This window comes from Frigoribacterium sp. 2-23 (assembly GCF_049601585.1).
Lineage (GTDB): Bacteria > Actinomycetota > Actinomycetes > Actinomycetales > Microbacteriaceae > Frigoribacterium.
Window position 1 is genome coordinate 348,313 of sequence record NZ_CP187126.1, and the last position, 24,095, is coordinate 372,407.

Consider the following 24,095-nt stretch of genomic DNA (forward strand, 5'->3'; position numbering starts at 1 on the left):
CAATAAGGTCAGGAGTCCGCGTGGGGTGAGGCGCGGGCTACTGCCCACACCTTTACCCGAGAAGGCACCCCAGATGCGAGTGCTCGCCCTGTTGGCGCGACCCGTGCTTCGACAGCGCTACCGGGTCGTGGGCGGAGAACTCCCATCACTCGTGCGCCCGGTGGACGCGCCGCTCGGCCACGCCAGCGGCCTCGACCCCGACCGGGTGCTCGTCTTCGGCAACGGCACGGCCGTGGGCTACGGCGTGCGGAGCCACGACCTCGCAGTCCCCGGTCAACTCGCCCGCGAGCTCGCGACACTCACGGATCGCGGCGCCGACGTCCACCTGCTCGCCCGCCCCGATATCACGCTCGCGAACGCCATCGAGGTGATCGGCGGCGAATACCTGCTGCCCTATGACGTGGTCGTCGCCGTGATCGGGGCCAGCGACGCGTACCAGCTGATCTCGATCGAGTCGTGGCGTCGACAGATGGACGCGCTGATCACGCACATCGTCCGCGCGACGTCCGAGTCGACGCCCATCGTCGTCGTCGGTGTCGCACCGATCAGCTCCATCCCGTTCTTCGGCACCAAGGGCGGCGGCATCGTCGACCGCTGGACCCAGCGACTCAACGTCGAGACCCGCCGTCTCGTGATCGGGCGCGATCGCGTGCACTATCTCGCACCTCCGGACATCTCATCGGTCGAGGTTGGCCCCGAGGACCGTCACCGCTATCGATCCCCACAGCACTACCGTGTCTGGGCCGCAGCCGTCGCGCGGCGTCTCGCGCCGCTGCTCGACGAGCAGGCGGCCGGCGACGGCAGCCGGGGAGGCGCGGCCAGGGTGATCCGAAAGACGCGCCAGAGCGAGGAGCGCCGCATCCAGGCGATCAAGGCGCTCGAGTTGCCCGCCGGCATCGACACCCCGCGGATCGACCGCATCGTCCAGCGCACCCGGGATCTCTTCCGCTCCGACGTCGCCGCGTTCACCCTCGTCGGCGCGAACGAGTCCGACGTCGTGTCGATCATCGGCATGGAGTGGGACGGCAGTACGGTGCCATCGTTGTTCGGGATGCACGCCGTCGGCGCCTCCGAGCCGCTCGTCGTCACCGACACGACGAAGGATGCGCGGTTCGACTCGGGTACGCTCGCCCGGTTCTACGCGGGGTACCCGGTCGAGGCCCCCGGAGGTGCGCGCGTCGGCGTGCTGAGCGTGCTCGACACCGAGCCGCGGACGATGTCGGACGTCGAGCTGCAACTGCTGCGCGACCTGGCGCTCGAGATCCAGGACGAGCTGGCGCGCTGGATGCACGAGCGGTTCGACGACGCCTGACGCCGCCCGGCCGCCCTGCAGCTCTGCAGCTCTGCCGCTCTGCCGCCCGGCCGCCCGGCCGCTCTGCCGCCCGGCCGCTCTGCCGCTCTCGGTCGCAATGTGCGACCGTTTCGCGCGGAAGGGCCCGAATCGGGCGTCCAGAAGGTCGCAAATTGCGAAACAGTCGCATCGTGCGGGAGACCAGCGGCGGCACGAGCCGAGGAGGCGCGGGCCGGGCCCCGCAAGACGTGCGTCAGGGGGCGAGCGGCTCCGCCACGAAATCGGCGCTGACCGTCACCGTGACCTCGATGTCGGCGGGGTTGAGGTCGTAGGCCTCGCCGGGCCCGGAGGCCATCGACCGCGCCAGGCCGAATGCGGCCGCGCCGCCGCCGGCCGGCCGGAGCCCGGCCTCGTACAGCGTCTCGAGTCGTGGCGCCGCGAGCCCCAGCGCCGTCGCGTAGTCGCCCGCGCGCGCGACGGCGTCGGTGACGGCGGCGATCCGTGCCTCCCGCTCGACCTCGTCACGCCGCTCGTGCCCCAGCGACCAGTCGATGCCGTCGATGCTCACGCCGTCGCGGTCGACCAACTCAGCGATCCAGGACGCGAGCGCGTCGAAGTCCTGGAACCTCACGTCGACGCGGGATCGCGATCGGAACACGACCCGTGCCTCCTGAGCGTGTCCGGAGCCGCCGTCGACCCACTCGCGCACCGGGCCGGTCGTGACGTTCTGCGCGGTCCACCACGTCGCCGCACCGGATCGTCGATGGCGCGTCGCCTGCTCGGCGACCTCGTTGTGCAGGCCGATCGCGTCGGCGGCGACCTGCTCGCGGTCGTCGCCGTCGAAGCCGAGCGTGAGGTGCACGATGCCGCGCTCGGCACGATGACGGTGGGTGACCGACCCTTCGACGACGAGCGCGACCACGGCCCTACTCCGTCAGCTCGGCCGGCGCGGTGACCCGCGAGATGAAGGCGTTGACGTCGTCGAGCTCCTCGTTCGAGACGCCGTGGGCGAGGCCCGGGTAGATCGTCTGCTCGGCGTCCGCGTGCTCGTCGAGCCACTGCGCGGTGCGCTCGGTGGCCGCCGCCGGGATGACCTGGTCGACGTCGCCGCGACCGTAGAACACGGGCGGCCGCAGCCCGGCGAGCACCTCGTCGCGGGCCGCCGCCTCGGCGTCGTCGCCGGCCAGCGGCACGACGAATCCGGCCAGCACGATCGTGTACGCGAACGCCTCGGGAGCGTGTCGCAGCAGCTGCAGCGACAACGACCCGCCCTGCGAGAAGCCGAGGAGGCTCGTGGTCGGATGCGCGTCCGTCACCGTCGTCAGCCACTCGAGCACGGCCCGCGCGGCGTCGTCGACGGGGCCCGAGTTCGGTTCCCCCGGAGTCGAGAGCGGATACCAGGAGTAGCCGTTGCCGTGCAGCAGGGGTGCGCGGAGCGACGCGATGACGACATCCTGCGGCAGATAGGGTGCGAGTCCGATGAGGTCGCCCTCGTGCGAGCCGACGCCGTGCAGCAGCACGAGCAGCGGGCGCCCGGCCCGATCGGCCTCGTCGTGGGACCAGCGGATGAGCGTCGGGTCGATCTGCACCATGCCTGCGAGCATAGGCGGCTCGGGGTGCGGCGTGCCCGCCTCGGGGGCCGCCGGTCCGTCGGGGAGGCGACCCGTGCCTCCTACGGTCGTCCGTGGACGACTCCTGCACAGGCGCTGGCCGTGGTCTCGCCTTGTTCGCCGTGGGCGATTCGCACCGCGGCCGACGCAGGCGCCTAGTAGACATTCCCCATGAGCTCCGTTCAGACCCCCGACCCCAACCCCGGCTGGCTCTCCGAAGAGGAGCTCTTCTCGATCCGGCAGCGGCTGCCGATCCTGTACGTCGAGGCCGTGCCCGTCCGGCTCGACGGCATGGGCGTCGTGACCGAGGTCGGCGTGCTGCTGCGGGCGTCCGACGAGGGCTCGATCTCGCGCATGCTCGTCTCCGGCCGCGTGATGTACGGGGAGTCGCTGCGCACCGCGTTGTTCCGTCACCTCGAGAAGGACCTCGGGCCGATGGCGTTCCCACAGCTGCCGCCGTCGCCGGTGCCGTTCCAGGTGGCCGAGTACTTCCCCCTGCCGGGCGCCTCCGTCTACACCGACTCGCGTCAGCACGCGGTCTCGCTCGCCTACGTCGTGCCCGTGACCGGCACGTGCGAGCCGCGCCAGGACGCGCTCGAGCTCTCGTGGCTGTCGCCGCACCAGGCCGCGTCCGACGAGGTCGCCGCCGAGATGGAGGGCGGCCGCGGCGCCCTGCTGCGCTCGGCGCTCGCGACGCTCGGCGTCCTCTAGCCGCCGAAACACCCAGAAGTGGCCGAGACACCCAAGAATTCGTGGGTGTCCCGGCCACTTCTGGGTGTCTCGCTGCTGGCGGCCCCGCGGCGGCCAGAATGGGGTGGTGTTTCAGATACCAGAACTGGTCCGTCGTGCGGATGTCATGCGGGCGGGAGGCGACGAGCGTGCGCTCCTCCGCGACCGTGACGCGGGACGACTGACGGCGGTCGGGCCGGGGGTCTACGTCGACGCCGCCGTCTTCTCCCGGGCACGCCCGGCCGAACGGCACGCCATCGCCGTCCACGCGATCGTGCCCCGTCTCGGCACCGATGTTCTCGTGTCGCACGAATCGGCCCTCGCCCTCCGTGCCTTCCCGTTGCTCGGCGACTGGCCGCGGGTCGTCCACGTCATCGACCTGCATCGCACCCGGGCTCGCACCGATACCTGGCTGGTCCGACATGTCGAGCCGCGAGACGGTGTGGGGCAGGTCGAGGACGTCGGCGGACTGCGCACGGTCGGTGTCGCACGTGCCGTCTTCGACGTCATCCGCGCGCGAGAGCTTCGCGACGCGGTGATCATCCTCGACCATGCTCTGCATTCGGGCTCGCTCGACGTCGCGGATCTGAGCGCTCTCGTCGACGCGGCGGTGGGTGTCCGCGGGTGCCGTCGGGCGCGAACCGCGCTCGAACTCGCCGATGCCCGTGCCGAGTCGCCGGGCGAGTCCCTCAGCAGGGTGGGCATGCTGGCCAACCGGCTGCCCCCTCCGGTGCTCCAGCAGGCGTTCGTGCGCGAGGGTAGAGGTGTCGACCGTGTCGACTTCTGGTGGCCCGACCAGGGTGTGATCGGCGAGTTCGACGGCGAGAACAAGTACCGCGACGACGGGTTCCGTCAGGGGCGGACGCCCGAGCAGGTGCTGCTCGACGAGAAGTATCGCGAGGACAGGCTGCGTGCCCGGGCCGAGGTGCGCACGCTCGTCCGGTGGAACTGGGCCGACGCGCTGGCGGTGCGTCCGATGCTGCTCAAGCTCGCGCGCGCGGGAATCCGCCCGGCTGGGATCTCGCCGAAACACCCTTAAAGTGCCGAGACACCCACGAATTCGTGGGTGTCTCGGCGACTTATGGGTGTCTCGAGGGCGAGGGTCAGCGGCCGCCGCGCTGGCCGCCGGTGCGGCCCTTGCCGCCGACGAGGCCGCCGACGCGCAGCGTCGACGGGCGTCCGCCCTCCGAGGAGGCGCGGCGCGAGCCGCCGCCGGAGCGCTGGCCCTGCGAGGCGGCGAACTCCGCCTGGTCGTTGCGCACCGCGTTCGTGCGGCTCTGGCCGCCGTCGCTCTGGGCGCGACGCCCGGGCTGACGCGTGCCACGGGCCTCGTCACGACCGCCGTCGCGACCTGCGCCACGGGCGTCGTCGCGCGCCGGCGTCACGGCGCCACGGCCGGACTCGGTCGAGTAGAACGTCGAGGCGCCGCCGCGGGGAGCCGCGTCGCGACGCGAGCCGCCGCCGTCACGCGAGCCGCCACCGTCGCGCGAGCCGCGACCACCACCGTCACGCGAGCCGCGACCTCCGTTGCCGCCGGCCGAGCGACCGCCGCCACTGGTGCCGCCGGCCTCGGGGTGACCCGAGCGGTCCTTGCGGGCGATCGGCGCACCCGTCGAGTCGTGGCGGGCGGCACGCTTGCGCTGGGCGTTGGCACCCTGCGAGCGTCCGCCGCCCTGCTGCTGCACGGCCGCACGAGGGGCCGGCTTGACGTACGCGGCGACCTCGCCGACGAGCGCGGCGACCTCGGGGGAGGACGGCGTCACGGCGGTGATGGTCGGGCGGATGTCCGCCTTCTTCATCAGCTGGGCGACGTCCCGCTTCTGGCTGGGGATGACGAGGGTGACGACGTCGCCCTCGGCTCCGGCGCGGGCGGTGCGGCCCGAGCGGTGCAGGTACGCCTTGTGCTCGGTCGGCGGGTCGACGTGGATCACGAGTTCGATGTCGTCGACGTGCACACCGCGGGCGGCGACGTCGGTGGCGACGAGCACGCGGGCCGAGCCGTCCTGGAACGCGGCGAGGTTGCGGTCACGCTGCGGCTGCGACAGGTTGCCGTGCAGGTCGACGGCGGGGATGCCGCTGTCGGTCAGCTGCTTCGCGAGCTTCTTGGCGTGGTGCTTCGTGCGCATGAACAGGATGCGACGACCCTTGCCCGAGGCGAGCTTCTCGATGAGCGCCTTCTTGGTCTCCACCGACTCGGTCTCGAACACGTGGTGCGTCATCTTGGCGACGGGCGAGTTCGCCTCGTCGACCGAGTGCAGGACCTCGTTGTGCAGGAACTGCTTGACCAGCTTGTCCACGCCGTTGTCGAGCGTGGCGCTGAACAGCAGGCGCTGGCCGTCGTTCGGGGTGGCCTTCATGATGCGGGTCACACCGGGCAGGAACCCGAGGTCGGCCATGTGGTCGGCCTCGTCGAGCACGGTGATCTCGATGGCGTCGAGCTTCACGAAGCCCTGCTTCATCAGGTCTTCGAGGCGACCGGGGCAGGCGATGATGATGTCGACGCCGGCCTTGAGGGCCTGGACCTGACGGTTCTGCGAGACACCGCCGAAGATCGTGGTGGTGCGCATGCCGTAGGCCGCGGCCATCGGCGCGAGCACGGCGTCGATCTGGGTGGCGAGCTCGCGCGTGGGGGCGAGCACGAGGCCGAGCGGGCGACCGGCGCGGCGGTTGCCGCCGGCCAGCTTGCCGCCGAGGCGCGCGGCCATCGGGATCGAGAAGGCGAGCGTCTTGCCCGAGCCGGTCTTTCCGCGGCCGAGCACGTCACGCCCGGCGAGGGTGTCGGGCAGTGTGTCGATCTGGATCGGGAAGGCGTTCTCCTTGCCGTCGGCCTTGAGGGCCGCGACGATCGGCGCGGGCACGCCGAGGGAGACGAAGGAGGTGGCGGGCGCGTCGACCGTGTCGGTGACGTCGTTCGCGGTGAGGGTTTCTGACATTCCGTGGTGCCTTTCAGGCATCGGTGTCGAGCCGGACCCGTGGTCCCGTCGGCGTGTGCAGCGCAGAGCGCGGCGCAAGGCCGGGAGCGGCTGTCGTAGCCGGGCTCGAGGTGTGGCGACGGTGCAGGAGTGCACGATCGTTTCGCCGCAGAGTGAGCATCGCTCGCCTCGCTCGGTCTCGCCGCGGGCCGGGGGCTCGAGCGGATCGTGAGGCAGGTGAGGGGCGTGCTACGACGCAGGGAGTCGATCGGGATCGACTCGCAAGTGACCCCAGCCTAGCGTGCGGGGCCGCAAAACGCGACGGGCGTCGCCCAGGCCGCACCCCGAGCCGTGCTCGACGGGCGCTCGGCCCCTCCGCCGCGACCGGTCAGTGCTGACCCGGGTACCGCTCGCCGACCGGGATCTCGGCGGCGACCGTGTTGCCCGGCTGCGCGAGCGGGCAGGCATACATCGGGTCGTAGGCGCAGCTCGGGTTGTACGCGAAGTTGAAGTCGAGCACGACCGACCCCGGGGTCGAACCCGGCCCCAGGTCCGCGCCCTTGACGGTGTCGAGGAGGTACCGACCGCCTCCGTACGTTCCACCGGGCGTGCCGGCCAGCGCGTCCTTGACGGGCACGAAGATGCCGCCGCCGTAGGTCGCGAGTCGCCACACGTCGAGCGAGCCGACGTCCGGGACGGAGACGACGCCGATGCGGTCGAACAGCACGTCGCCGTCGGTGCCGGTCGGCACGACCATGCGGTACGGCTCGGCCGGCTCGATCGGCAGCTCGAAGCGCCACGCCGGGTCGTACGGCTCGGTCGGCAGGCCGGAGAACGAGGGGCGGTCCTCGGGCAGGAGCGGAGTCTGCGGGCTCGTCGCGAACAGCTCGTCACGGGTGCGGCGCCAGAGGTCGTGAGCGACGGCGGGGTCGTCGGCCTCGCGCACGGAACGGTAGAGGCCGTGGATGGTCCGCCGCCAGTGCGCCAGGTCGAGCGCCTTCTGCGCGGGGGAGAGGACGGTGGAGGCGCTGCTGTCGGTCACGAGAGCAGACGCTACCCCGCGTGTGCCCCGTGCGGCTCGGGAGCCGTCCAGGTCGGGGCGAGCGTGCGCAGCCGGTACGCGCGCCACTGCCAGGTCACCCAGAGCCCGGGCCAGAGCGCGATGCCGAGCAGCCCGGCCTTGTACTGCAGCCGATCGCGCAACAGGGTCTGCCCGCCGCCGAGCGGAGAGACGGCCATGCGGTGCTTGATGCGCATCCGCAGGAAGGTGCCGGTCTGGCCCCGGCCGGTGTCCGTCTGCACCCAGGCACCATGGCGCTCGTGCCAGTCGAGATCCACGCGCGTGCGGCCGAGCGGCACGATGCCGAAGAGACTCGCACTCACCGGGTGCGGGGTCGTCGACCACCGAGTCGGGAACCCGTCGGGCGCCTCCGACCGGTACTGCAGCAGCGGCCCGGCGACGGCGACCATCACGGCGGGGTCGGTGAGGGCATCGGACACGGCGTCGACCGGGGCGTCGAGTCGCAGCTTCAGTTGCACGTACATCGCGCCAGTCAACGCCCCCGGGCTGAGCGTCGCGCGTCACGCGGGGTCACAGCCCGCGCACGACGGGACGCGGCCGATTAACCTGCGGGGGTGAGTGCGCATCGTCAGACCCGCTATCAGGTCCGCTTCGACTGGGGCGAAGGAGGCGCGGCGCGCGTCGCCGACGGAGCCCACGTGGTCGTCGTGGTCGACCAGCTCGACGGGCACGGCTCGTCGTCGACCCGGGCGGCCGTCGAACGCATCGCCCGGCACGCGCCCGCCGGGGCGTCCGTGCTGCACGCGACCACCGCCTCCGCGGCGGACGCGGCCCGGTACGTGCTCGACGCCCAGGCCGCGCGCGGCGACCGGGCGATCGTCGCGATCGTCGCCGTCGGCGCGGACGACCCGACGGGGTTCCGGCCGTGCGTCGAGGACCTGCTGGCCGCGGGTGCCGTCGTCGACGCCCTCGCCGCTCGGGGCATCGACTTCTCGTCCCCTGAGGCCGCCGCCGCGTGCGCCGCCGCCGTCTCGCTGCAGAAGGCCGCGGGGCATCTGCTCACCGCCTCCTCGTCCGCCGCCGAGGTGACGGAGGCGGGCGGCACGGTCGCGACGATCGCCGATCGGTCGCCGCAGGTCGACGTGATCCGGGAATTCAGCGTCACGGCGTAGCGTTCGCACCGTGAACGGCCCCGTCGAGGGCCCGTCCGGTGAGACTGTGGAGGAATCATGAAGGCTGTATTGACCGACGGCACCGTCGTCGCCGAGGCCCCGAAAGACGACCTGATCTCGATCGAGGGCAACTGGTACTTCCCGCCCGCGAGCGTCAACGACGACCTGCTCGAGAAGAGCCCGACGGCGTATCACTGCCCGTGGAAGGGCGATACCCAGTACTTCAGCGTGAAGGCCGGCGAGCAGCTGCTGCAGGACCGCGCGTGGAGCTACCCCGAGCCCATCCCGTCGTCGTTCGACCGGGTCGGCAAGGACTACTCGAACTACGTCGCGTTCTGGAAGGACGTGCAGGTCGTCGAGTAAGACCTGCCGCCGCGAACCCCGTTGCGGACGATGAACCCCGTTGGAACGGGGTTTTTCGCGGGCCGGGAGGCGCGGGTCGGCTACGCCCGGGAGGCGCGGGCCCGGTGAGCGCGCACCTTGGCCCGGTTGCCGCAGCGCTGCATCGAGCACCAGCGGCGGCTGCCCGCCCGGGAGTCGTCGTGGAAGACGAGACCGCACAGCTCGTTGCCGCAACGACGGAGGCGCGAGTCGGGGCCGCCCGCGAATCCGACGGCGTCGAACAGGCGCACCGCGTCACGGGCGACCGACGAGAGCGCCTGGCCGAGGCGCAGGCGGCCGGCTCCCGCCTGGCGGCGACCTCCGTCGAGCGACGGGGGCACGTCGGGCAGGGCGGCGAACAGGTTGAGCGTGTCGACGTCGTCGGGGTCGGGCTGGGCGGCATCGGCGGACGCGACGGCGATGCGCGCGATCGCGTCGCGGAGCCCGCGGGCGTCACCGAGCTCGCGGTCGCTCGCCGCGCCTCCCAGTCCCTCGAAGCGCTCGCCGAGCCACTGGTCCAGATCGGCGGGGACGAGCAGGCCGTTCCAGCCCGCGGAGCCGTCGGCGGGGGCGGCGAACCCACTCTCGGAACCGAAGCCCGACCCCGCCCGGAACCCGCCGAGATACGCGAAGTCGAGGCTCATCGAGCCCGAGTCGAAGAACCAGCGGGTGTCGGTGTCCGACGTGAGCCATTGTCCTGTTGCCACCGAACCACCCTAGTCGGTTACCGAGATTCCCCTTCCCTCAACGATGTGACCCGTCGGGCTGATGTTGCACGCGAACATCAGTCGAACGGGTCACATCGTTCGAAGGAGCACGAACGAGCCCGAACGCGCACGAACGATGTGACCCGTCGGGCTGATGTTCTGCTCGAACATCGGTCGAACGGGTCACATCGTTCGGGCGAGCACGACCGAGCCCGGACGGGTCACGTCGTTGCGGGGACGGGACGCTTCGTCCAGGTGATCAGGTTCGCCGGGTCGTAGCCGCGGCCGCACCGACCGCACGCGAGTGCTCGCTTCGGCTCGCGATACCGGAAGTGCTCGTGCCCCGCCGGGCAGACGCCGACCCAGGGGGCGAGCTCGGACGCGATCGCTCCGTCGTGCAGCCGCGAGCCCTCGTAGCCGAGCTCGGCCGCCACACGTCGCCAGGTCGGGCCGTGCCCGGCGCGCGACCCCGCGAGCGCGTGCGCGACCTCGTGCAGCAGCACCTGGTGGATCTCGTCGTCCTCGTACCGCCCCGCGAGATACCGCGACACCGTGATCGTCTTCGACGTGTAGTTGCACAGCCCGGCGCGGGTCTTCGCGTTGTCGAAGTCGAAGCTCCACACGGCGGGGTCGAGATGCAGCGCGATCAGCGCGTCGGCCCAGTGGCGGACGCGGTCGAGATCGGCCACGTCAGCCCCGCCCGGAGGACGGGCGTCGCTGCGGAGCCGAGGAGGCGCGGGTCACTTCCGCGGGAACGGCCAGGTGGTCTGCTCGTCGTCGCGCGGCAGCCGCTCGACCCGTCCGGTCACGCCGGTGACACCGCGGGCCGGCTCGTCGTCCTCGTTGCGGTCCTCGTCGTCGTGGTCGCGGCGCCCGGCGGCGGCGTTCGTCGCGAGGCTGCTGATCTTGCCCCACAGGCTCGTGTCGCGGGTCGTCGGGGTCGTCGCGGGCGTGTCGATGACGGCAGCGGGCAGATCGGCCGGGTTGACGGCGGGAGCCACGAGCGGGCCCGCGACCTCGTTCGTGTCGGACAGGTCGCCGGCATCGTCGCGACCGGCGGCGGCCGACTCGGTCGGCGGCAGGTCGATCGGGATCACGGGGGCGGGAGCGGAGAACTCCGGGGCGGCCGGCTGCGACGCCTGAAGGTACGAGCGCATCATGCCCTCGATCGCGGCACGCAGGCCGTCGGTGCGTTCGCGCGGGGCACCCGCCGCCTCGTAGGCCGTGAGTGCGTCGCCGAGGGCGGCCCGCGCCTCCTCGATGCGACCCAGGTCGAAGAGCGTGTACCCCTCGAGCTCGGCGGCGGCGGCCTCGAGGTCGCGCCATTCTTCGGTGGTCGCGGTGATGTGGCTCGTGTGCAGGTCGTTCAGCGCGCGCTCGAGGCGGCCCTGCTCACGGAAGACGTGTGCACGACGGATGCGGGCCTGCGTCGAGTCGGCCCGGTCGCCCGTGAAGTGGGCGAGACGGAAGGCCTCCTCGGCGATGGCGAGGGCCTCGTCGAGACGCCCGAGCGTGCGGAGCAGGTCGGCCCGCTCACCCAGTGCGGCAGTGCTGCGGCTCTGGCCGAGCTGCGCCAGCCGGGCCTCGGCGGCCGCGACGTCGACGGCCGGGCGGAGTGCGATCGGGTCGAACGACTCCCCGGAACGGCGGGACGGCGCGATGGGCGCGGCGAGTCCGGGCGGCACCTCGTGCGGGGTGCTGCCGGCGGGTCGTGCGTTCGGGTGGTCGTGCTCGCTCATCGACTACGAGGGTAACCGTCCGTACCCCGTTCGGGACGCCCGCGCGCCGATCAGCGCGTCGAATCTCTCTCCCCTCCCCGATCGATGTGTCGCTTCGGGTGCATGTTCGGGTGAAACATGCGCCGAACGGGTCACATCGTTGGGAAAAGGAGAACAGGAGACGAGGAGGCGCGGGTCAGGACGCCGGCGCGAGCGCGGTCAGCGGGACACTCACGATGCGATCGTCCCCCGCGCCGGGCGTCCCCCGCCCGTCGGTGTTGTTCGTGACGATCCAGAGCGTCCCGTCGGGACCGGGCAGGACGTCGCGGATGCGGCCGAGCGACGAGCCGCCCGTGAACAGCTCGGTCGGGGTCGCCTCGGCGTTCGGCGGCACCTGGATCTCGAACAGTCGCTTGCCGCCCAGCCCCGCCATGAACAGGGTCGACCCGATCGCCGTCAGCCCGCTCGGGCTCGCCGTCTTCGTCGACCACGACAGCACGGGCGCTCGGAAGTCGGCGTCCGTCGACGGCCCCTCCTCGATCGGCCAGCCGTAGTTGCCGCCCCGCTCGAGTGCGTTCAGCTCGTCGAACGTGTTCTGGCCGAACTCCGCCGCCCAGACGCCGCCGTTCGCGTCGAACGCGATGCCTTGCGGGTTGCGGTGTCCGAGCGTGTAGACGGGCGAGCCGGCGGTCGGGTTGTCGGACGCGGCCTCGCCCGTCGGGGTCACCCGTAGGATCTTGCCGCCCAGCGACTGCGGGTCCTGCGCGTTGTCGGTGGTGCTGGCATCGCCGGTCGTGATCCAGAGCATGCCGTCGGGGCCGAAGGCGAGGCGCCCGCCGTCGTGGTTGTCGGCCTTCGGGATGCCGGTGAGCACCGCCTCCTGGGCTCCCAATCCGTACGATCCCGGCTCGCCGGTGATCGGCGCCCGGACGACCCGGTTGTCGTCGGCCGTCGTCGTGTAGGCGTAGAGGTACGACGGCGAGCCGCCGAGCACCGCGAGCCCGAGCAGGCCGCCCTCGCCCCGGTGCACGACGCCGTCGATCGTCGCGACGTCACGCGTCGAGCCGTCGGCCTGCAGCTCGACGACCGTGCCCGAGTCGCGCAGGCTGATGAACGACGAGCCGCTGTCGAGTCGCACGACCGACCAGGGCGCCTCGAGACCGGTGACGACGTCGGTGGGCGTGGCGTCGGACGCGACGGTGACTCCGGCCGTGTCGGTCGTCGGGGCGACGGGGGAGGGGCCGGGGCCCGACGTCGTCGTGGGGCCGGCCGCGGTCAGCGAGGGGCCCGCCTGGCTCTGGATGTCGGTGGTGCAGGCCGCGAGGAGCAGCGTGGCGACGGCGGCCGAGGCGAGTGCGCCCGCCCGGCGTGCAGGCCGCCGCTCGCGAGCGGGTGCGGTGGCGATCGGAGCGTGGGGGTCGGTGCGGGGCATGGCGCGCCTCCTCGTGTCGTTCTCGACAGACAAGCCGACGCGCCTGCGCGTTCCCTCTCAACGAGATGACGCGTCGGGCGGGTGTTCCGGGAAAACATCGACCGAACGGGTCACTTCGTTACAGGAGGGGCGGAAGCAAGAAGGAGGTGCGGGTCGCGTCAGGCGCGCGCGGCCAGCTCTGCGCGGAGCGGCCAGTCCTGCCCCTCGAGGATGAGCTGCGCCCCCTGTGCGGTGCGCGTGTTCACGATGATCGGGGCGAGCAGGTTGACGGTCGTGCCGCCGTCGCCCGGGGTGGCGACGACGAGGAGCAGGGCCTCCTCCGCCGTCTCGAGCTCGAGGAGGGCCGTCTGCTCGTCGGTGATGACGGGCGAGTAGTCGGGTAGGTGCACGGCCGCGTCGAGCACGAACAGGCGCACGCCCTCGCCGCCACGGAGGGCGAACAGGCCGGTCGCACCGTCGATCTCGTCGAGCTCGAACTGGACGAGCGGTTCGAGTCCGAACGGGGCGGCGACGAACGAGATCACGAGGGGCCTTTCGAGGTGGGGCTGGGGGTGGGGCTGGGCGTGCGGGTGGGGCTGGGGGCGAGGCTGGGCGCGGGGCGGCGAGGCGGGGGCGACGGCGCTCATCGCAGGAAGTCCATCAGCGTCGGCTGCAGCACCGACGCGGTGACGCCGAGCGCGGCCTGGTACGCGGTCTGCTGCATCTTGAGGTCGAGGATCGCCTGACCGAGGTCGAGGTCTTCGATGCCCGAGCGCTGCGTCTCGAGGAAGGTGGTCGTGTCCATCAAGGTGTCCTTGGCTCGGAGGATCTGAGTCTGGTTCGCCCCCACGACACCCTGGGTGCCGCGGACGGCGGCGAGGCGCTCGTCGAGGCCGGCGAGGCGGGAGCCGACGTTCACGCCGGCGCGGAGATCGGCGGCGATGCCGTCGAGCAGGGCGAAGGCCGACGAGGCGCCGTCGCCGAACGCGGCGGCCCCGTCCGCGTCGACGCGCACGACGGTGTCGGCGCCCACGCGGCGGGTGACCGACGAGCCGGCGACACCGGTGAACGAGTAATCGGGGGCGAACGCGGCCCCGGCGTCCGAGGTGCCGGCGAAGACGCTGCGGCCGTTGAACGACCGGTTGGCGGTGTTGAGCAGGTCGGTGCGCAGACCGTCGAGCTGGACGGCGATGGCCTCGCGCGCATCGGGCGAGAGTGCACCCGTGTTCGCGCCCTGCACGGTGAGGTCGCGCGCCTTCGCGAGGATGTCGTGTGCCGACGAGAGCGCCTCGTCCGCGACCGACAGCCAGGAGTTCCCGTCGTCGGCGTTGCGGGTGAACTGCGCCGTCGCCGCCTGCTGGCCGCGGACGCGCAACGACTCGGCGGTGCCGGTCGGGTCGTCGGACGGCTTGCCGATCTTGTCGAGCGTCGTCGCGCGCTCCTGCAGCTCGTTCATGCGCGAGGCGCTCGTCTGCAGGTTGCGCTGCGCCGACTGCATCGTCATCTGGTTGGTCACGCGGGTGATCATCGTCGCTACCGTCCTACTCGGCCCATGCCGTTGATCAGTGTGTCGAGCATCTCGTCGATCGCCGTCATGACGCGCGCGGCGCCCTGATAGGCGTGCTGGTAGCTCATCAGGTTGACGTTCTCCTCGTCCAGGCTGACACCGGCGGACGACTGCTGGCGCGACGTGGCCGCCGTGGATGCCAGTCGCGTGAGGGTCGCCTGGTCGTCCTCCGTCTTCGCGGCGGCGCCGATGCCGCTGACGATCGAGGCCCAGGTGCGGTCGGGCGAGCCCGTGCCGGTGCCGACCTGCGAGATCGCTCCGGCGATGCCGCCGTCGAGTGCGCCCGAGCCGGGGGCCGCCGACGCGATCTCGCCGACGCTCGTCGGCAGGACGACGAGGCCGAGCGCGGCGGGGACGCCGGCCTTCTGCCCGAAGAACGCGTGGCCGCTCGTGCCGTCCGCCCGGTTGCCCGTGCTGTGCACGGCGTTCACCTGCGTGGCCAGCTGGGTCGCGAGCGCGTCGTAGGACGCGGCGGCCTCGGCCAACGCGCCTCCCGTGCCGGCGGCCGTCGCCGGGCCGAGCAGCGAGAGCGAGCCGGCGATGCTGCCGCCGTCGAGGGCGATCGGGTCGCCGGGGCGGTGCGACCATTCGAGGTGCACCCCCGCCGTCGCCGAGCCCAGGCGGTACTCGCCGACGACCGCCACGCTGCGCGCGCTGGTGCCGGCCACGAGCTGGTTGCCGCCGACCAACACGTCGACCGTGCCGTCCTTGTTCTCGCGCACCGTGCCTCCGGCCAGGGTCGCGATGGTCTCGGTGAGGCGGGAGCGCTGGTCGATCAGCTCGTTGGCGCTGCCGCCGGCCTGCAGGGCCGTGCGGATGCGGTCGTTCAGGTCGGCGACCTGGGTGGCGGCGCTGTTGAGCTGCCCGGCGAGACCGTCGACACCCTGGCGCAGCGAGGTCCACTGGTCGTCGACGGCCCGGTAGCCCGAGGCGATGGTCGTCGCGACGGTCGACGCCTGGCCGAGCAGCACCGAGCCCGCGGCCGGCTCGGACGGGTTGTTCGAGAGCGACTGCCAGGCCGCCCAGAACTTGTCGAGCTGGGCGCCGAGACCGGTCGTCTTCGGCTCGTTGAGCGATGCCTCGAGCGATGCCAGCCCGGAGGCGCGGACCGTCTGGTACCCCGACGCCGAGGCCGCGGCACGTACCTGGCCGTCGAGCTGCAGGTTGCCGAGTCGCGCGATCGCGTCGACCGACACCCCCTGACCGGCTCCGACACCGGCGCTGAACAGGCCGGCGCGAGTCGGGGCCTCGACCGAGGACGTCGTGACGCGCTGTCGCGTGTAGCCCTCGGTCGTCACGTTCACGATGTTCTGCCCGGTCACGTCGATGCCGGTGCGCGCGGCCATCAGGCCGGAGTACGCGGTGCTGAGACCGCCGAACGTGCTGCCCACGGGTCAGAGCCTCCCGTCGAACAGGTGCCCGCCGGAGGCGCGGGTCGAGCCGTTCGCCCCGGTCGCGCCCTGCGCGTCGTACAGATCGCCGGTCGCCTCGCCGGTGCCGAGCGACGCCAGGGTCTCTTGCGTGGCTCGGGATGCCGCGCGGAGGAAGCGCTCGTTCTCGTCGCGGAGCTGCTTGATGCGGACGGTGAGCTCGGTCATCGCGCGCAGGTGCGCCGTGAAGATCTCGCCCCAGGGGCCGCTCGGCGCCGATTCGATGATCTCGCGGAGCGGGGCCTGCTCGTCCGTGCCCCACTCGACGGCGACGGCGGCGACCTCGACGGTGCGCTCGAGCCCGGCTGCACGGAGACGGTCGAGCACCTGCTCGACCTCGCGGGTCGCATGGTCGATCCAGCGTGTGCGTCCGGCCGTGAGGAGCAGCTGCTCCACTTCGAGCTTGAAGGTCAAGAGCTCGAGCAGCTCTCGTTCGCGCCATAGAAGTGCGGACAATTCGTTCGCGCCCATGGTGCCTCCTCGGTCGGGTCGTGATGCGGGTCCCGACGTGTTCGGGTCGACGCTGACTATCGGCCGACGACGGTCGGACGTTAGGGGGACTCCCCGAGGTGGCGACCGCCGCCGCCGCATAGCGCGTCCGGGGTGTCCGACGACAGGCCCCTGGTCACCCAATTCGGGGGACGGGGTGCCTCCCGTGTCCCCCGAAGACGCGACCCGTGTTCCCCCGCACTGGGGACAGCGCGGCCTGTCGACGCCCCTCCCCGGGCCGATAGCGTTGACGGTGTCGAGAGAGAATCCCGAACTCCTCGGCATCGCGACAGCATTCGTCGCAGCCCTCGCCGAGGGCTGTCCGTGCTGCCACGAATCGGCGCGTCCCGATCATCACGCGCGCCACCGTCCGGCCACGTCAGGGTAGGCACGACAAGCAGGGGGACCACATGAACCGCACCGAGCGAAACGCTCTGGTCGTCGAGAATCTGCCGTTGGTCGGCTATCTCGTCGCCGAAGTCTGCGCCCGTGCCACGCACCTGTCGCGGGACGACCTCGCGTCCGTCGGCGCCGTCGCGCTCGTCCAGGCCGCCGACGCGTTCGACCCCACGCTCGGCATCCCGTTCGGCGCCTACGCCCGCACCCGCATCGTCGGCGCGTTCGCCGACGACATGCGTGCCGGCGACTGGGCCAGCCGCGGCACGCGCAAGCGCATCAAGGAGACCCTGGCCGTGCAGGACACGCTCGCGGCGACGCTCGGCCGCACGCCCAGCGTGGACGAGATCGCCGGTGCCCTCGGCGTCGACCGGGCCACCGCCTCCTCGGCTCTGCAGGACGCCGCTCGCACGGTCGCCTCCCTCGACGAGACCGTCGCCGACCACCTCGCGGCCGACCTGCCGCTGCCGGAGGAGAACGTGCTCGTCTCCGAGCGCAGCCGTTACGTGGCGGCCGCCGTCGAGGCGCTGCCCGAGCGCATGCGCTACATCGTCCAGGGCGTCTACTTCGGCGACCGCACGGTCAGCGAGATCGCGGACGAGCTCGGCATCACGCACTCGGCCGTGTCGCAGCAGCGGACGGAGGCGGTGCGCCTGCTCCGTGACGCGCTCGAGTCGCACTACGCCGACGACGAGCGGGCCGCCGCCGAGTACGTACCGGTCTCGAAGACGGCACCGGCCCGCCGCAGCGCCTACCTGTCGCGCGTCGCCACGAACGCCGCCGTCGGCATCGCCCGCGCGATGCGGGACCCGGAGCAGAGCAGCGTCAGCCGAGCCGGCTGACCCGCACCTGCTGACCGGCCGAAAAATCTTCCGCGAATCGCTAACGCGACCGTCGCGGATGCCGATAGCAACACACGTCAGCCCACGGACGGGCAGACGAACACCACCCAGTCACGGAGGAGAACACCATGGGTATGCAGATCAACACCAACCTCGCGGCCAACAACACCTACCGCAACCTCAACAGCACGCAGAACGACCTGTCGAAGAGCCTCGAGAAGCTCTCCAGCGGTCTTCGCATCAACCGTGCCGCTGACGACGCAGCAGGTCTCGCGATCTCCGAGGGCCTGCGCTCGCAGGTCGGCGGACTCACGGTGGCCGCTCGTAACGCCCAGGACGGCATCTCGGTCGTCCAGACCGCTGAAGGTGCGCTGACGGAGGTCCACTCCATCCTGCAGCGTGTGCGCGACCTCGCTGTCCAGGCCGGTAACGACTCGAACAACGCCGACGCCCGCACCGCCATCGGCACCGAGGTCACGGCGCTGTCGAAGGAACTCACCCGAATCGGCAACTCGACGAACTTCAACGGCATCAACCTGCTCGACACGGCGGACAAGACGCTGACCTTCCAGGTCGGCGCCGGCTCCACCGCGGCCAACGACCAGATCGACGTGAAGCTCACGAGCGTCCTCGCCGTCGGCACGGCCATCGACGCCATCGCGGCTCACGTCTCGGACCCGGCCACGCCGGCTGCGGGTCTCGGCTCGGCGGCGGACGCCCTGCTGGCGATCAAGGGCATCGACGACCAGATCAAGGCCGTCTCGTCGGCTCGTTCCGAGCTGGGTGCCGTGCAGAACCGCTTCGAGCACTCCATCGCGTCGACGAACGTCGCGAAGGAGAACCTCACGGCGGCTCAGTCGCGCATCCGCGACGTGGACATGGCCGAAGAGATGGTCAAGTACACCCGTTCGAACGTGCTCAGCCAGGCCGGCACCGCGATGCTGGCCCAGGCGAACCAGAGCACCCAGGGCGTGCTGTCGCTGCTCCGCTAGTCCTAGCTGAGCGATGGCCCGCGATCCCAGCGCGGGCCTGACACGGCACCACCACGGTCGAGGCCGGGTGGTCGCGGGGCGCATCTGATCCTGCGACCCCGCGCCATCCGGTCTCGACCATTCTTCGTCACCCCCCCCGATCTTCGATCTGCATCACCCACCGCACCCGCACCGACACCTCGACAGGAGCACCAGATGGCCTCGCTCGGCATCGACGGTCTCGTCAGCGGGCTCGACACGACCACGCTCATCAACACGCTGATGAAGTCGGAGGCCGTGCCGCAGACGATCCTCAAGAACAAGGCGACCGCCGGGCAGGCCCTGATCGCGGCCTTGCAGGGTCTCAACAGCAGGATCGCCGACCTCGCCACGCAGGCGGCGACCGTCGCCAAGCCCGGTTCGCTCTCGCTGTTCACGTCGACCAGCAGCTCGGCCGCCGTGAAGGTGACCACCGCCTCCGGAGCCGTCGCGGGCTCGCTCGACGTCGTCGTCGGCGCCACCGCCTCGGCCAAGACCGCCGTCACCGCGGCGATGACCGCGTGGCCCGACTCGCCCGCCACCCTCACGTTCGTCTCGGCGTCGGGCACGACGACCGAGGTGACCGCCGCCTCCTCGTCGCTCGACGACGTCGTCAAGGCCGTCAACGCGTCGAAGTCCGGTGTCTCGGCCGTCAAGGTCGCGTCGGGCAAGGACGCGTCGGGTGTCGTGCAGTATCGCCTCCAGCTGACCAGTGCGACGACGGGGGCCGACGGTGGATTCGACGTCTACCGCGGCTCGAAGGCCGACGTCGACGCCGGCACCGCTCCCGATCTGCTGACGCAGCCCGGCGCCGCCGTGATCTCGCAGGCACGCGACGCCTCGATCACGCTCTGGGCCGGCACCTCGGCCGAGCAGGTCGTCACGAGCGGCAGCAACACGTTCACCGATCTGCTGCCCGGTGTCTCGGTCACGGTCTCGGCCGTGACGACCGACCCCGTCCATCTCGCGATCACGCGCGACAATACGGCGACGACCAAGGTCGCGACGGACCTGATCGCCGGGGTCAACGCGGCGCTCGGTCTGATCAGTTCGAAGAGCGCGTCGACCTCGTCGACGACCTCGACCGGCACCACGACGGTCACCGCGGGCGTGTTCGGCGGCAACGCGACCACGCGCGATCTCACGCAGAAGCTCACGGACGCCGTCCTCAGCCCGATCGACGGGCGTTCGCCGAGCACGATCGGCATCTCGATCGACGCGAAGACCGGCCAGTTCGCCGTCGACGAGTCAAAGTTCGCCGCCGCGCTCGCCGCCGACCCCGACCGGGTGCAGGCGACGATGAGCGCGATCGCCGAGCGCGTCGCCGCGACGTCGACCACCGCCTCCGACAAGTACGACGGCTCGTTGACCCGTGTGATCACCGGTCAGCAGTCGGTCGTCAAGGACCTGAACGATCAGGTCAGCAACTGGGACGACCGCCTCACCGCGCGCCGGGCCAGCCTGCAGCGGACCTACTCCGCCCTGGAGACGTCGTTGAGCGCGCTGACCGCCCAGCAGAAGTACATCACCAGCCAGCTCGCCAGCCTGTCGACGAGCAGCAGCTGATGGACGCCACCGCTTTCGCGGCGTTCGCCGCCGCCTCGTCCGGGCCCTCCGCCGTCGTGCAGCGGCAGCGGGCGCAGTACACCGAGGACGCCGTCTTGTCGGCGACGCCGGTGCAGCTCGTCACGATGCTCTACGACCGGCTGATGCTCGACCTCTCCCGAGCCGAGGTCGCGCAGGTCGCCGCCGACTGGCAGGCCGCGTCCGAGCAGCTGCTGCACGCGCAGGCGATCATCGCCGAGCTGTCGTCGTCGCTCAAGATCGACGTCTGGGACGGGGGCGAGGGATTGCTCGCGCTCTACACGTACACGTCCACGGCCCTGGTCAACGCCAACGTGCACCGCGACGTCGCAGTGACCCGCGAGGTCGTCGGACTGCTGGAGCCGTTGCGCCAGGCCTGGCACGAGGCCGCTGCGTCGTTGCAGGCGAGCGGCTCGACCGGAGGGGCGGCACTCGGTGTCGCCTAGGACCGAGCAGACCCACGCCGCCTGGCGCGCCGCCCTCGACGAGCTGGAGGCGCTGGTCGCCGAGGCGGACGCGTCGCTCTCCGACGCCGAGCCCGCGGCCGGCGGGGTGCCGACGTTCGCCGTGGACGCCGGGTCGATAGGCGCCGGGTCGACCGGTACCGGGTCGATGGGCGCCGGGGGCCGCTGGACGCCGCCCACGGGGCTGGGACCGTTGCCGGCGGATCTGGCGACCCGTGCCTCCTCGTTGGTCGAACGCCAGGGCGGCGTGATCGCCCGGCTCGAGGCCGCGCGGCTCAGCGTGCTGCAGCATCTCGGCTTCGTCGGCCGTGTCGAGCGGTCGCACGAGCCCGAGCGCCCCGTCTACCTCGACGTCGTCGGCTAGCGCCCGGCGCCCGGCGCCCCGTCGTCGGGCGAGCGCCGCCCGGCGCCCCGCCCTGCCGCCGCCCCGAAGAGGGGGCACGTCCCGGCGCACCCCGCCCTAACGCGGCGCCTCGACCCGGCCGATAGAGCGCAGTGAGCACGGATCGCTCGCACACCCCGGCCACGGATCGGCCCTCTCTCACCTGACCCGCGAAGAAGGCGTGATGCCCCTCGAATCCGTGACGCAAGCCGCGCTGCAGAGCGCGCTCGACGGCCTCTCGCTGCGCCAGAGGACCATCGCGAACAACATCGCGAACGTCAACACGCCGGGGTACCAGGCCAAGCGGGTGTCGTTCGAGGAGGCACTGGCGAAGTCGGTCGGACAGCGAGACGGAGCGGTCAGCGCGACCACGGCCCGCTCGCTCGAGCCGACCCGTCTCGACGGCAACAACGTCAACCTCGACACCGAGACGCTGTCGAACGTCGACACGGTGCTCCGCTACCAGTTCGCGTCGCAGGCGATGAACAGCGAGCTCACCGCCGTCCGTGCCGCGTTCAGGACGAACTCATGACCTTCGACGCGATCGGCATCGCCGGCACCGGGCTCACGGCGCACCGCAAGTGGCTCGACGCCGTCTCGGACAACATCGCCAACGTCAACACCGTCAAGAGCATGGACGACACCGCCTTCCAGGCGCGCTACGTCGAGGTGCAGGAGGGCGCCGGCACGTCGGGCGTCTTCGTCAAGGCCGACCGCTACGGCAGCGCGGCCGGCCGGGTCACGTACCAACCCGATCACCCTCTCGCCGACGCCGAGGGGTATGTCCGCATGCCCGACATCGACCTCGGTGCCCAGATGGGCGACCTCATCATGGCCCAGCGCGGCTACCAGGCGAACGCCGCGGTGGTCGACCGGGCGAAGACCGCCTACGAAGCGGCACTGCAGATCGGACGCGGCTGATGCCCCTCTCCTCGATCGGGGCCATCGGCTCCGTCCAGCCCACCCTGCCGACGACCGCGGCCGGTGTCGGCGACCTGACCGGCGCCTCCTCGGCCTCCGGTGCCGCGGGGCTGTCGGGAGTCGCGGGCACGACCGGCACGACCGGTTCGGGCGCGACGTTCGGCGCCAGCATGGCCGGCGCCGTCGAGGGCCTGCAGCAGCTGCAGAGCAATGCCAAGACCCTGGCCGTGAAGGCCGTCACCGGTGACCTGACCGACATCCACGACGCGACCATCGCCGCCACCCGTGCGCAGGTCACGCTCGAGCTCGTCGCCGCCGTCCGTAACAAGGGCGTCGACGCCTTCAACGAGATCATGAGGATGCAGGCCTGATGCCCAGCGCAATCCAGAACACCTTCGCGCGCCTGGCGGCGGCTCTCAAGTCGTTCACGATCGCGCAGCGGACGATCGCCGTGATCCTGCTCGCGGCCGTGATCCTCGGCGCGATCGCGCTCACCAGCTGGCTGACGAAGCCGTCGTACACCCCGCTGTTCTCGGGCATCGCACCGGCCGACGCGAACGCGATCGTTGAGCAGCTGCGCACCGACGGCGTGCCGTACGAGCTGACGGCGGGAGGCGCGACGATTCTCGTACCCGAGGCGAACGTCTACGACGAACGACTCAAGGCCGCGGCGGCCGGGCTGCCGTCGACGAACTCGGGCGGCGGCTACTCGCTGCTCGACACCATGGGTGTCACGTCGTCGGAGTTCCAGCAGAACGTCACCTACAAGCGCGCGATCGAGGGCGAGCTCGCCAAGACGATCCAGGCGATGAACGGGGTCAAGACCGCGAGCGTGCAGCTCGCCATCCCCGAGAAGACCGTGTTCGTCGCGGAGGAGAAGGACCCGACCGCGTCCGTCTTCATCGAGACCCAGGCCGGTGCGAGCCTCGACGACAAGCAGGTCCAGGCGATCGTGAACCTGACCAGCGCCTCCGTCGAGGGCATGAAGCCGACCGACGTCGCGGTCACCGACTCGTCGGGTGCCGTGCTGTCGCAGGTCGGCACCGGGGCGATCGGCGGCGCGGGCGCGCAGTCGAGCGACTACGAGTCGAAGGTGCAGTCGTCGGTGCAGGCGATGCTCGACAAGGTCGTCGGTGCGGGCAACTCCTCCGTCGTCGTGGCGGCCGACGTCGACCAGGCGAGCGGCACGAAGGTCACCGAGTCGTTCTCGGCGCCGACGTCCGGCCCGCTCGCGCTCAACGAGTCGTCGACCACCGAGCAGTACGGCGCGGGCACGGGTGCCGGCGGCACGGGTGCCACCGGTGTGCTCGGCCCCGACAACATCGCGGTGCCGAACAACACGGCGACGGCGAACGGCACCGGAACCGGCACCGGTGACAACGGCTACAAGAACGAGTCGGCGACGAAGAACAATGCGGTCGACAAGACGACCGAGACGATGTCGATCCCCGCCGGAGGCGTCAGTCGCCAGACCGTGTCCGTCGCGTTGGACGCGAAGGCCGCTGCGGGCGTCAACATGCAGAGCATCCAGGACCTCGTCGCGAACGCGGCCGGCATCGACCTCACCCGGGGCGACGCCGTCAAGGTCGCGCTCGTCGACTTCGACAAGAGCGGTGCCGCCGACGCGGCCGCCGCGCTCAAGGCCGCCGACGCCGCTGCCGCGAGCGAGGCGATGTGGGGCACGATCCGCACGGTCGGCATCGTGTCGGCCATTGCGATCGCGATCATCGTCGGGTTGATCGTCTTCGCCCGTCGCAGCCGCCGCAACAGCGTCGAGGACCTCGACCTCGGCGAGCTCTCGAGTGCGAACGCCGCCCAGACCTGGGACGCGACCATGCCGCTGAACCTCGACGACGCGGGTGCCGCCTCCCGCCGGTCGCTGCTCGGCGGGGACGACACGGCGACGCAGGTGCTGCCCGTCGAGGCTCCCGCCCCGAACCCCGAATACGTGTCGGCCGAGCGCCGCCGCGCCGAGATCGACGCGATGGCCGAGCGCGACCCCGAGAAGACGGCCGAGCTGCTGCGCGGTCTGCTCGACGACAGGCCCGGGCTGTGACC

The 24,095-nt window shown here is 71.6% G+C and carries 27 protein-coding genes; 14 read left to right on the forward strand and 13 right to left on the reverse strand.

Annotated features, from left to right (window positions below):
* Positions 1-73: 73 nt before the first annotated feature.
* Positions 74-1,312 (forward strand): hypothetical protein, encoded by a 1,239-nt coding sequence (locus ACPEEZ_RS01645; protein WP_423921885.1) that lies wholly within the window; start codon positions 74-76, stop codon positions 1,310-1,312.
* Between the two features lie 232 nt (positions 1,313-1,544).
* Here ACPEEZ_RS01645 and ACPEEZ_RS01650 read toward each other — a convergent pair whose 3' ends face one another.
* Together ACPEEZ_RS01650 and ACPEEZ_RS01655 are read right to left on the reverse strand one after the other, a co-directional pair.
* Complete coding sequence (locus ACPEEZ_RS01650) at positions 1,545-2,213, reverse strand: SIMPL domain-containing protein (protein ID WP_423921887.1); 669 nt, start codon at positions 2,211-2,213, stop codon at positions 1,545-1,547.
* 4 nt (positions 2,214-2,217) lie between these two features.
* Entirely contained in the window at positions 2,218-2,883 is a 666-nt protein-coding gene (locus ACPEEZ_RS01655) for an alpha/beta hydrolase (RefSeq protein ID WP_423921890.1), read from the reverse strand.
* Between the two features lie 189 nt (positions 2,884-3,072).
* Between ACPEEZ_RS01655 and ACPEEZ_RS01660 the strand changes: the two genes are divergently transcribed.
* Both ACPEEZ_RS01660 and ACPEEZ_RS01665 read left to right on the forward strand, forming a co-directional pair.
* On the forward strand, positions 3,073-3,612 hold the full coding sequence (locus tag ACPEEZ_RS01660; protein WP_423921892.1) for an NUDIX hydrolase family protein: 540 nt from the start codon (positions 3,073-3,075) through the stop codon (positions 3,610-3,612).
* A 106-nt stretch (positions 3,613-3,718) separates the two neighbouring features.
* Positions 3,719-4,669: a hypothetical protein gene (locus tag ACPEEZ_RS01665; RefSeq protein WP_423921895.1), complete on the forward strand. Its 951-nt coding sequence runs from the start codon at positions 3,719-3,721 to the stop codon at positions 4,667-4,669.
* A gap of 64 nt (positions 4,670-4,733) precedes the next feature.
* Here the strand turns inward: ACPEEZ_RS01665 and ACPEEZ_RS01670 are convergent, their stop codons facing one another.
* From ACPEEZ_RS01670 to ACPEEZ_RS01680, 3 genes are all read right to left on the reverse strand, one after another.
* Positions 4,734-6,563 carry a DEAD/DEAH box helicase gene (locus ACPEEZ_RS01670; protein WP_423921898.1) on the reverse strand — a complete coding sequence of 610 codons (1,830 nt, stop codon included), beginning with the start codon at positions 6,561-6,563 and terminating at the stop codon, positions 4,734-4,736.
* 367 nt (positions 6,564-6,930) lie between these two features.
* Positions 6,931-7,584, reverse strand: a complete 654-nt coding sequence (locus ACPEEZ_RS01675) for a DUF1684 domain-containing protein (protein ID WP_423921901.1) — start codon at positions 7,582-7,584, stop codon at positions 6,931-6,933.
* Positions 7,585-7,595: 11 nt separating this feature from the next.
* Positions 7,596-8,087 (reverse strand): hypothetical protein, encoded by a 492-nt coding sequence (locus ACPEEZ_RS01680; protein ID WP_423921904.1) that lies wholly within the window; start codon positions 8,085-8,087, stop codon positions 7,596-7,598.
* 90 nt (positions 8,088-8,177) lie between these two features.
* Here ACPEEZ_RS01680 and ACPEEZ_RS01685 point away from each other — a divergent pair, with 90 nt between their 5' ends.
* Positions 8,178-8,735, forward strand: coding sequence for a hypothetical protein (locus ACPEEZ_RS01685; protein WP_423921907.1), 558 nt, complete (start codon positions 8,178-8,180; stop codon positions 8,733-8,735).
* Between the two features lie 57 nt (positions 8,736-8,792).
* Positions 8,793-9,098: a DUF427 domain-containing protein gene (locus ACPEEZ_RS01690; protein ID WP_423921909.1), complete on the forward strand. Its 306-nt coding sequence runs from the start codon at positions 8,793-8,795 to the stop codon at positions 9,096-9,098.
* Between the two features lie 80 nt (positions 9,099-9,178).
* On the opposite strand, the gene ACPEEZ_RS01695 is transcribed toward ACPEEZ_RS01690, so the two are convergent.
* The 8 genes from ACPEEZ_RS01695 to ACPEEZ_RS01730 all read right to left on the reverse strand — a co-directional run bounded on the left by ACPEEZ_RS01695 (position 9,179) and on the right by ACPEEZ_RS01730 (position 16,420).
* Entirely contained in the window at positions 9,179-9,823 is a 645-nt protein-coding gene (locus tag ACPEEZ_RS01695) for a CGNR zinc finger domain-containing protein (RefSeq protein WP_423921911.1), read from the reverse strand.
* A 221-nt stretch (positions 9,824-10,044) separates the two neighbouring features.
* Positions 10,045-10,512, reverse strand: a complete 468-nt coding sequence (locus ACPEEZ_RS01700) for a SprT-like domain-containing protein (protein WP_423921914.1) — start codon at positions 10,510-10,512, stop codon at positions 10,045-10,047.
* 51 nt (positions 10,513-10,563) lie between these two features.
* On the reverse strand, positions 10,564-11,562 hold the full coding sequence (locus ACPEEZ_RS01705) for a hypothetical protein (RefSeq protein ID WP_423921917.1): 999 nt from the start codon (positions 11,560-11,562) through the stop codon (positions 10,564-10,566).
* A 175-nt stretch (positions 11,563-11,737) separates the two neighbouring features.
* Entirely contained in the window at positions 11,738-12,973 is a 1,236-nt protein-coding gene (locus ACPEEZ_RS01710) for a PQQ-dependent sugar dehydrogenase (protein WP_423921920.1), read from the reverse strand.
* Between the two features lie 158 nt (positions 12,974-13,131).
* Positions 13,132-13,599: a flagellar assembly protein FliW gene (locus ACPEEZ_RS01715; protein ID WP_423921923.1), complete on the reverse strand. Its 468-nt coding sequence runs from the start codon at positions 13,597-13,599 to the stop codon at positions 13,132-13,134.
* Positions 13,596-14,468 carry a flagellar hook-associated protein FlgL gene (gene flgL / locus ACPEEZ_RS01720; protein ID WP_423921926.1) on the reverse strand — a complete coding sequence of 291 codons (873 nt, stop codon included), beginning with the start codon at positions 14,466-14,468 and terminating at the stop codon, positions 13,596-13,598. Before flgL ends, ACPEEZ_RS01715 begins: the two co-directional genes overlap by 4 nt.
* A 17-nt stretch (positions 14,469-14,485) precedes the next feature.
* Positions 14,486-15,910 (reverse strand): flagellar hook-associated protein FlgK, encoded by a 1,425-nt coding sequence (flgK, locus tag ACPEEZ_RS01725; protein ID WP_423921928.1) that lies wholly within the window; start codon positions 15,908-15,910, stop codon positions 14,486-14,488.
* A gap of 3 nt (positions 15,911-15,913) precedes the next feature.
* Positions 15,914-16,420 (reverse strand): flagellar protein FlgN, encoded by a 507-nt coding sequence (locus tag ACPEEZ_RS01730; protein WP_423921930.1) that lies wholly within the window; start codon positions 16,418-16,420, stop codon positions 15,914-15,916.
* A gap of 428 nt (positions 16,421-16,848) precedes the next feature.
* Here ACPEEZ_RS01730 and ACPEEZ_RS01735 point away from each other — a divergent pair, with 428 nt between their 5' ends.
* The 9 genes from ACPEEZ_RS01735 (at position 16,849) to fliF (ending at position 24,093) form a co-directional block, all read left to right on the forward strand.
* Positions 16,849-17,676 (forward strand): sigma-70 family RNA polymerase sigma factor, encoded by an 828-nt coding sequence (locus ACPEEZ_RS01735; protein ID WP_423921933.1) that lies wholly within the window; start codon positions 16,849-16,851, stop codon positions 17,674-17,676.
* A gap of 128 nt (positions 17,677-17,804) precedes the next feature.
* Positions 17,805-18,668: a flagellin gene (locus tag ACPEEZ_RS01740; protein ID WP_423921936.1), complete on the forward strand. Its 864-nt coding sequence runs from the start codon at positions 17,805-17,807 to the stop codon at positions 18,666-18,668.
* A 195-nt stretch (positions 18,669-18,863) separates the two neighbouring features.
* Positions 18,864-20,252, forward strand: coding sequence for a flagellar filament capping protein FliD (gene fliD / locus ACPEEZ_RS01745; protein WP_423921939.1), 1,389 nt, complete (start codon positions 18,864-18,866; stop codon positions 20,250-20,252).
* A complete protein-coding gene (fliS, locus tag ACPEEZ_RS01750) occupies positions 20,252-20,716 on the forward strand; it encodes a flagellar export chaperone FliS (protein WP_423921942.1) in 465 nt (154 codons plus the stop codon). Before fliD ends, fliS begins: the two co-directional genes overlap by 1 nt.
* Positions 20,706-21,098 carry a hypothetical protein gene (locus ACPEEZ_RS01755; protein ID WP_423921944.1) on the forward strand — a complete coding sequence of 131 codons (393 nt, stop codon included), beginning with the start codon at positions 20,706-20,708 and terminating at the stop codon, positions 21,096-21,098. Before fliS ends, ACPEEZ_RS01755 begins: the two co-directional genes overlap by 11 nt.
* A 202-nt stretch (positions 21,099-21,300) precedes the next feature.
* Entirely contained in the window at positions 21,301-21,648 is a 348-nt protein-coding gene (locus tag ACPEEZ_RS01760) for a flagellar basal body rod protein FlgB (RefSeq protein ID WP_423921947.1), read from the forward strand.
* Positions 21,645-22,037: a flagellar basal body rod protein FlgC gene (locus tag ACPEEZ_RS01765; RefSeq protein WP_423921949.1), complete on the forward strand. Its 393-nt coding sequence runs from the start codon at positions 21,645-21,647 to the stop codon at positions 22,035-22,037. Before ACPEEZ_RS01760 ends, ACPEEZ_RS01765 begins: the two co-directional genes overlap by 4 nt.
* Positions 22,037-22,408 carry a flagellar hook-basal body complex protein FliE gene (gene fliE / locus ACPEEZ_RS01770; RefSeq protein WP_423921952.1) on the forward strand — a complete coding sequence of 124 codons (372 nt, stop codon included), beginning with the start codon at positions 22,037-22,039 and terminating at the stop codon, positions 22,406-22,408. The genes ACPEEZ_RS01765 and fliE overlap by 1 nt, the downstream gene beginning before the upstream one ends.
* Positions 22,408-24,093, forward strand: coding sequence for a flagellar basal-body MS-ring/collar protein FliF (gene fliF, locus ACPEEZ_RS01775; RefSeq protein ID WP_423921955.1), 1,686 nt, complete (start codon positions 22,408-22,410; stop codon positions 24,091-24,093). Before fliE ends, fliF begins: the two co-directional genes overlap by 1 nt.
* Positions 24,094-24,095: the final 2 nt, after the last annotated feature.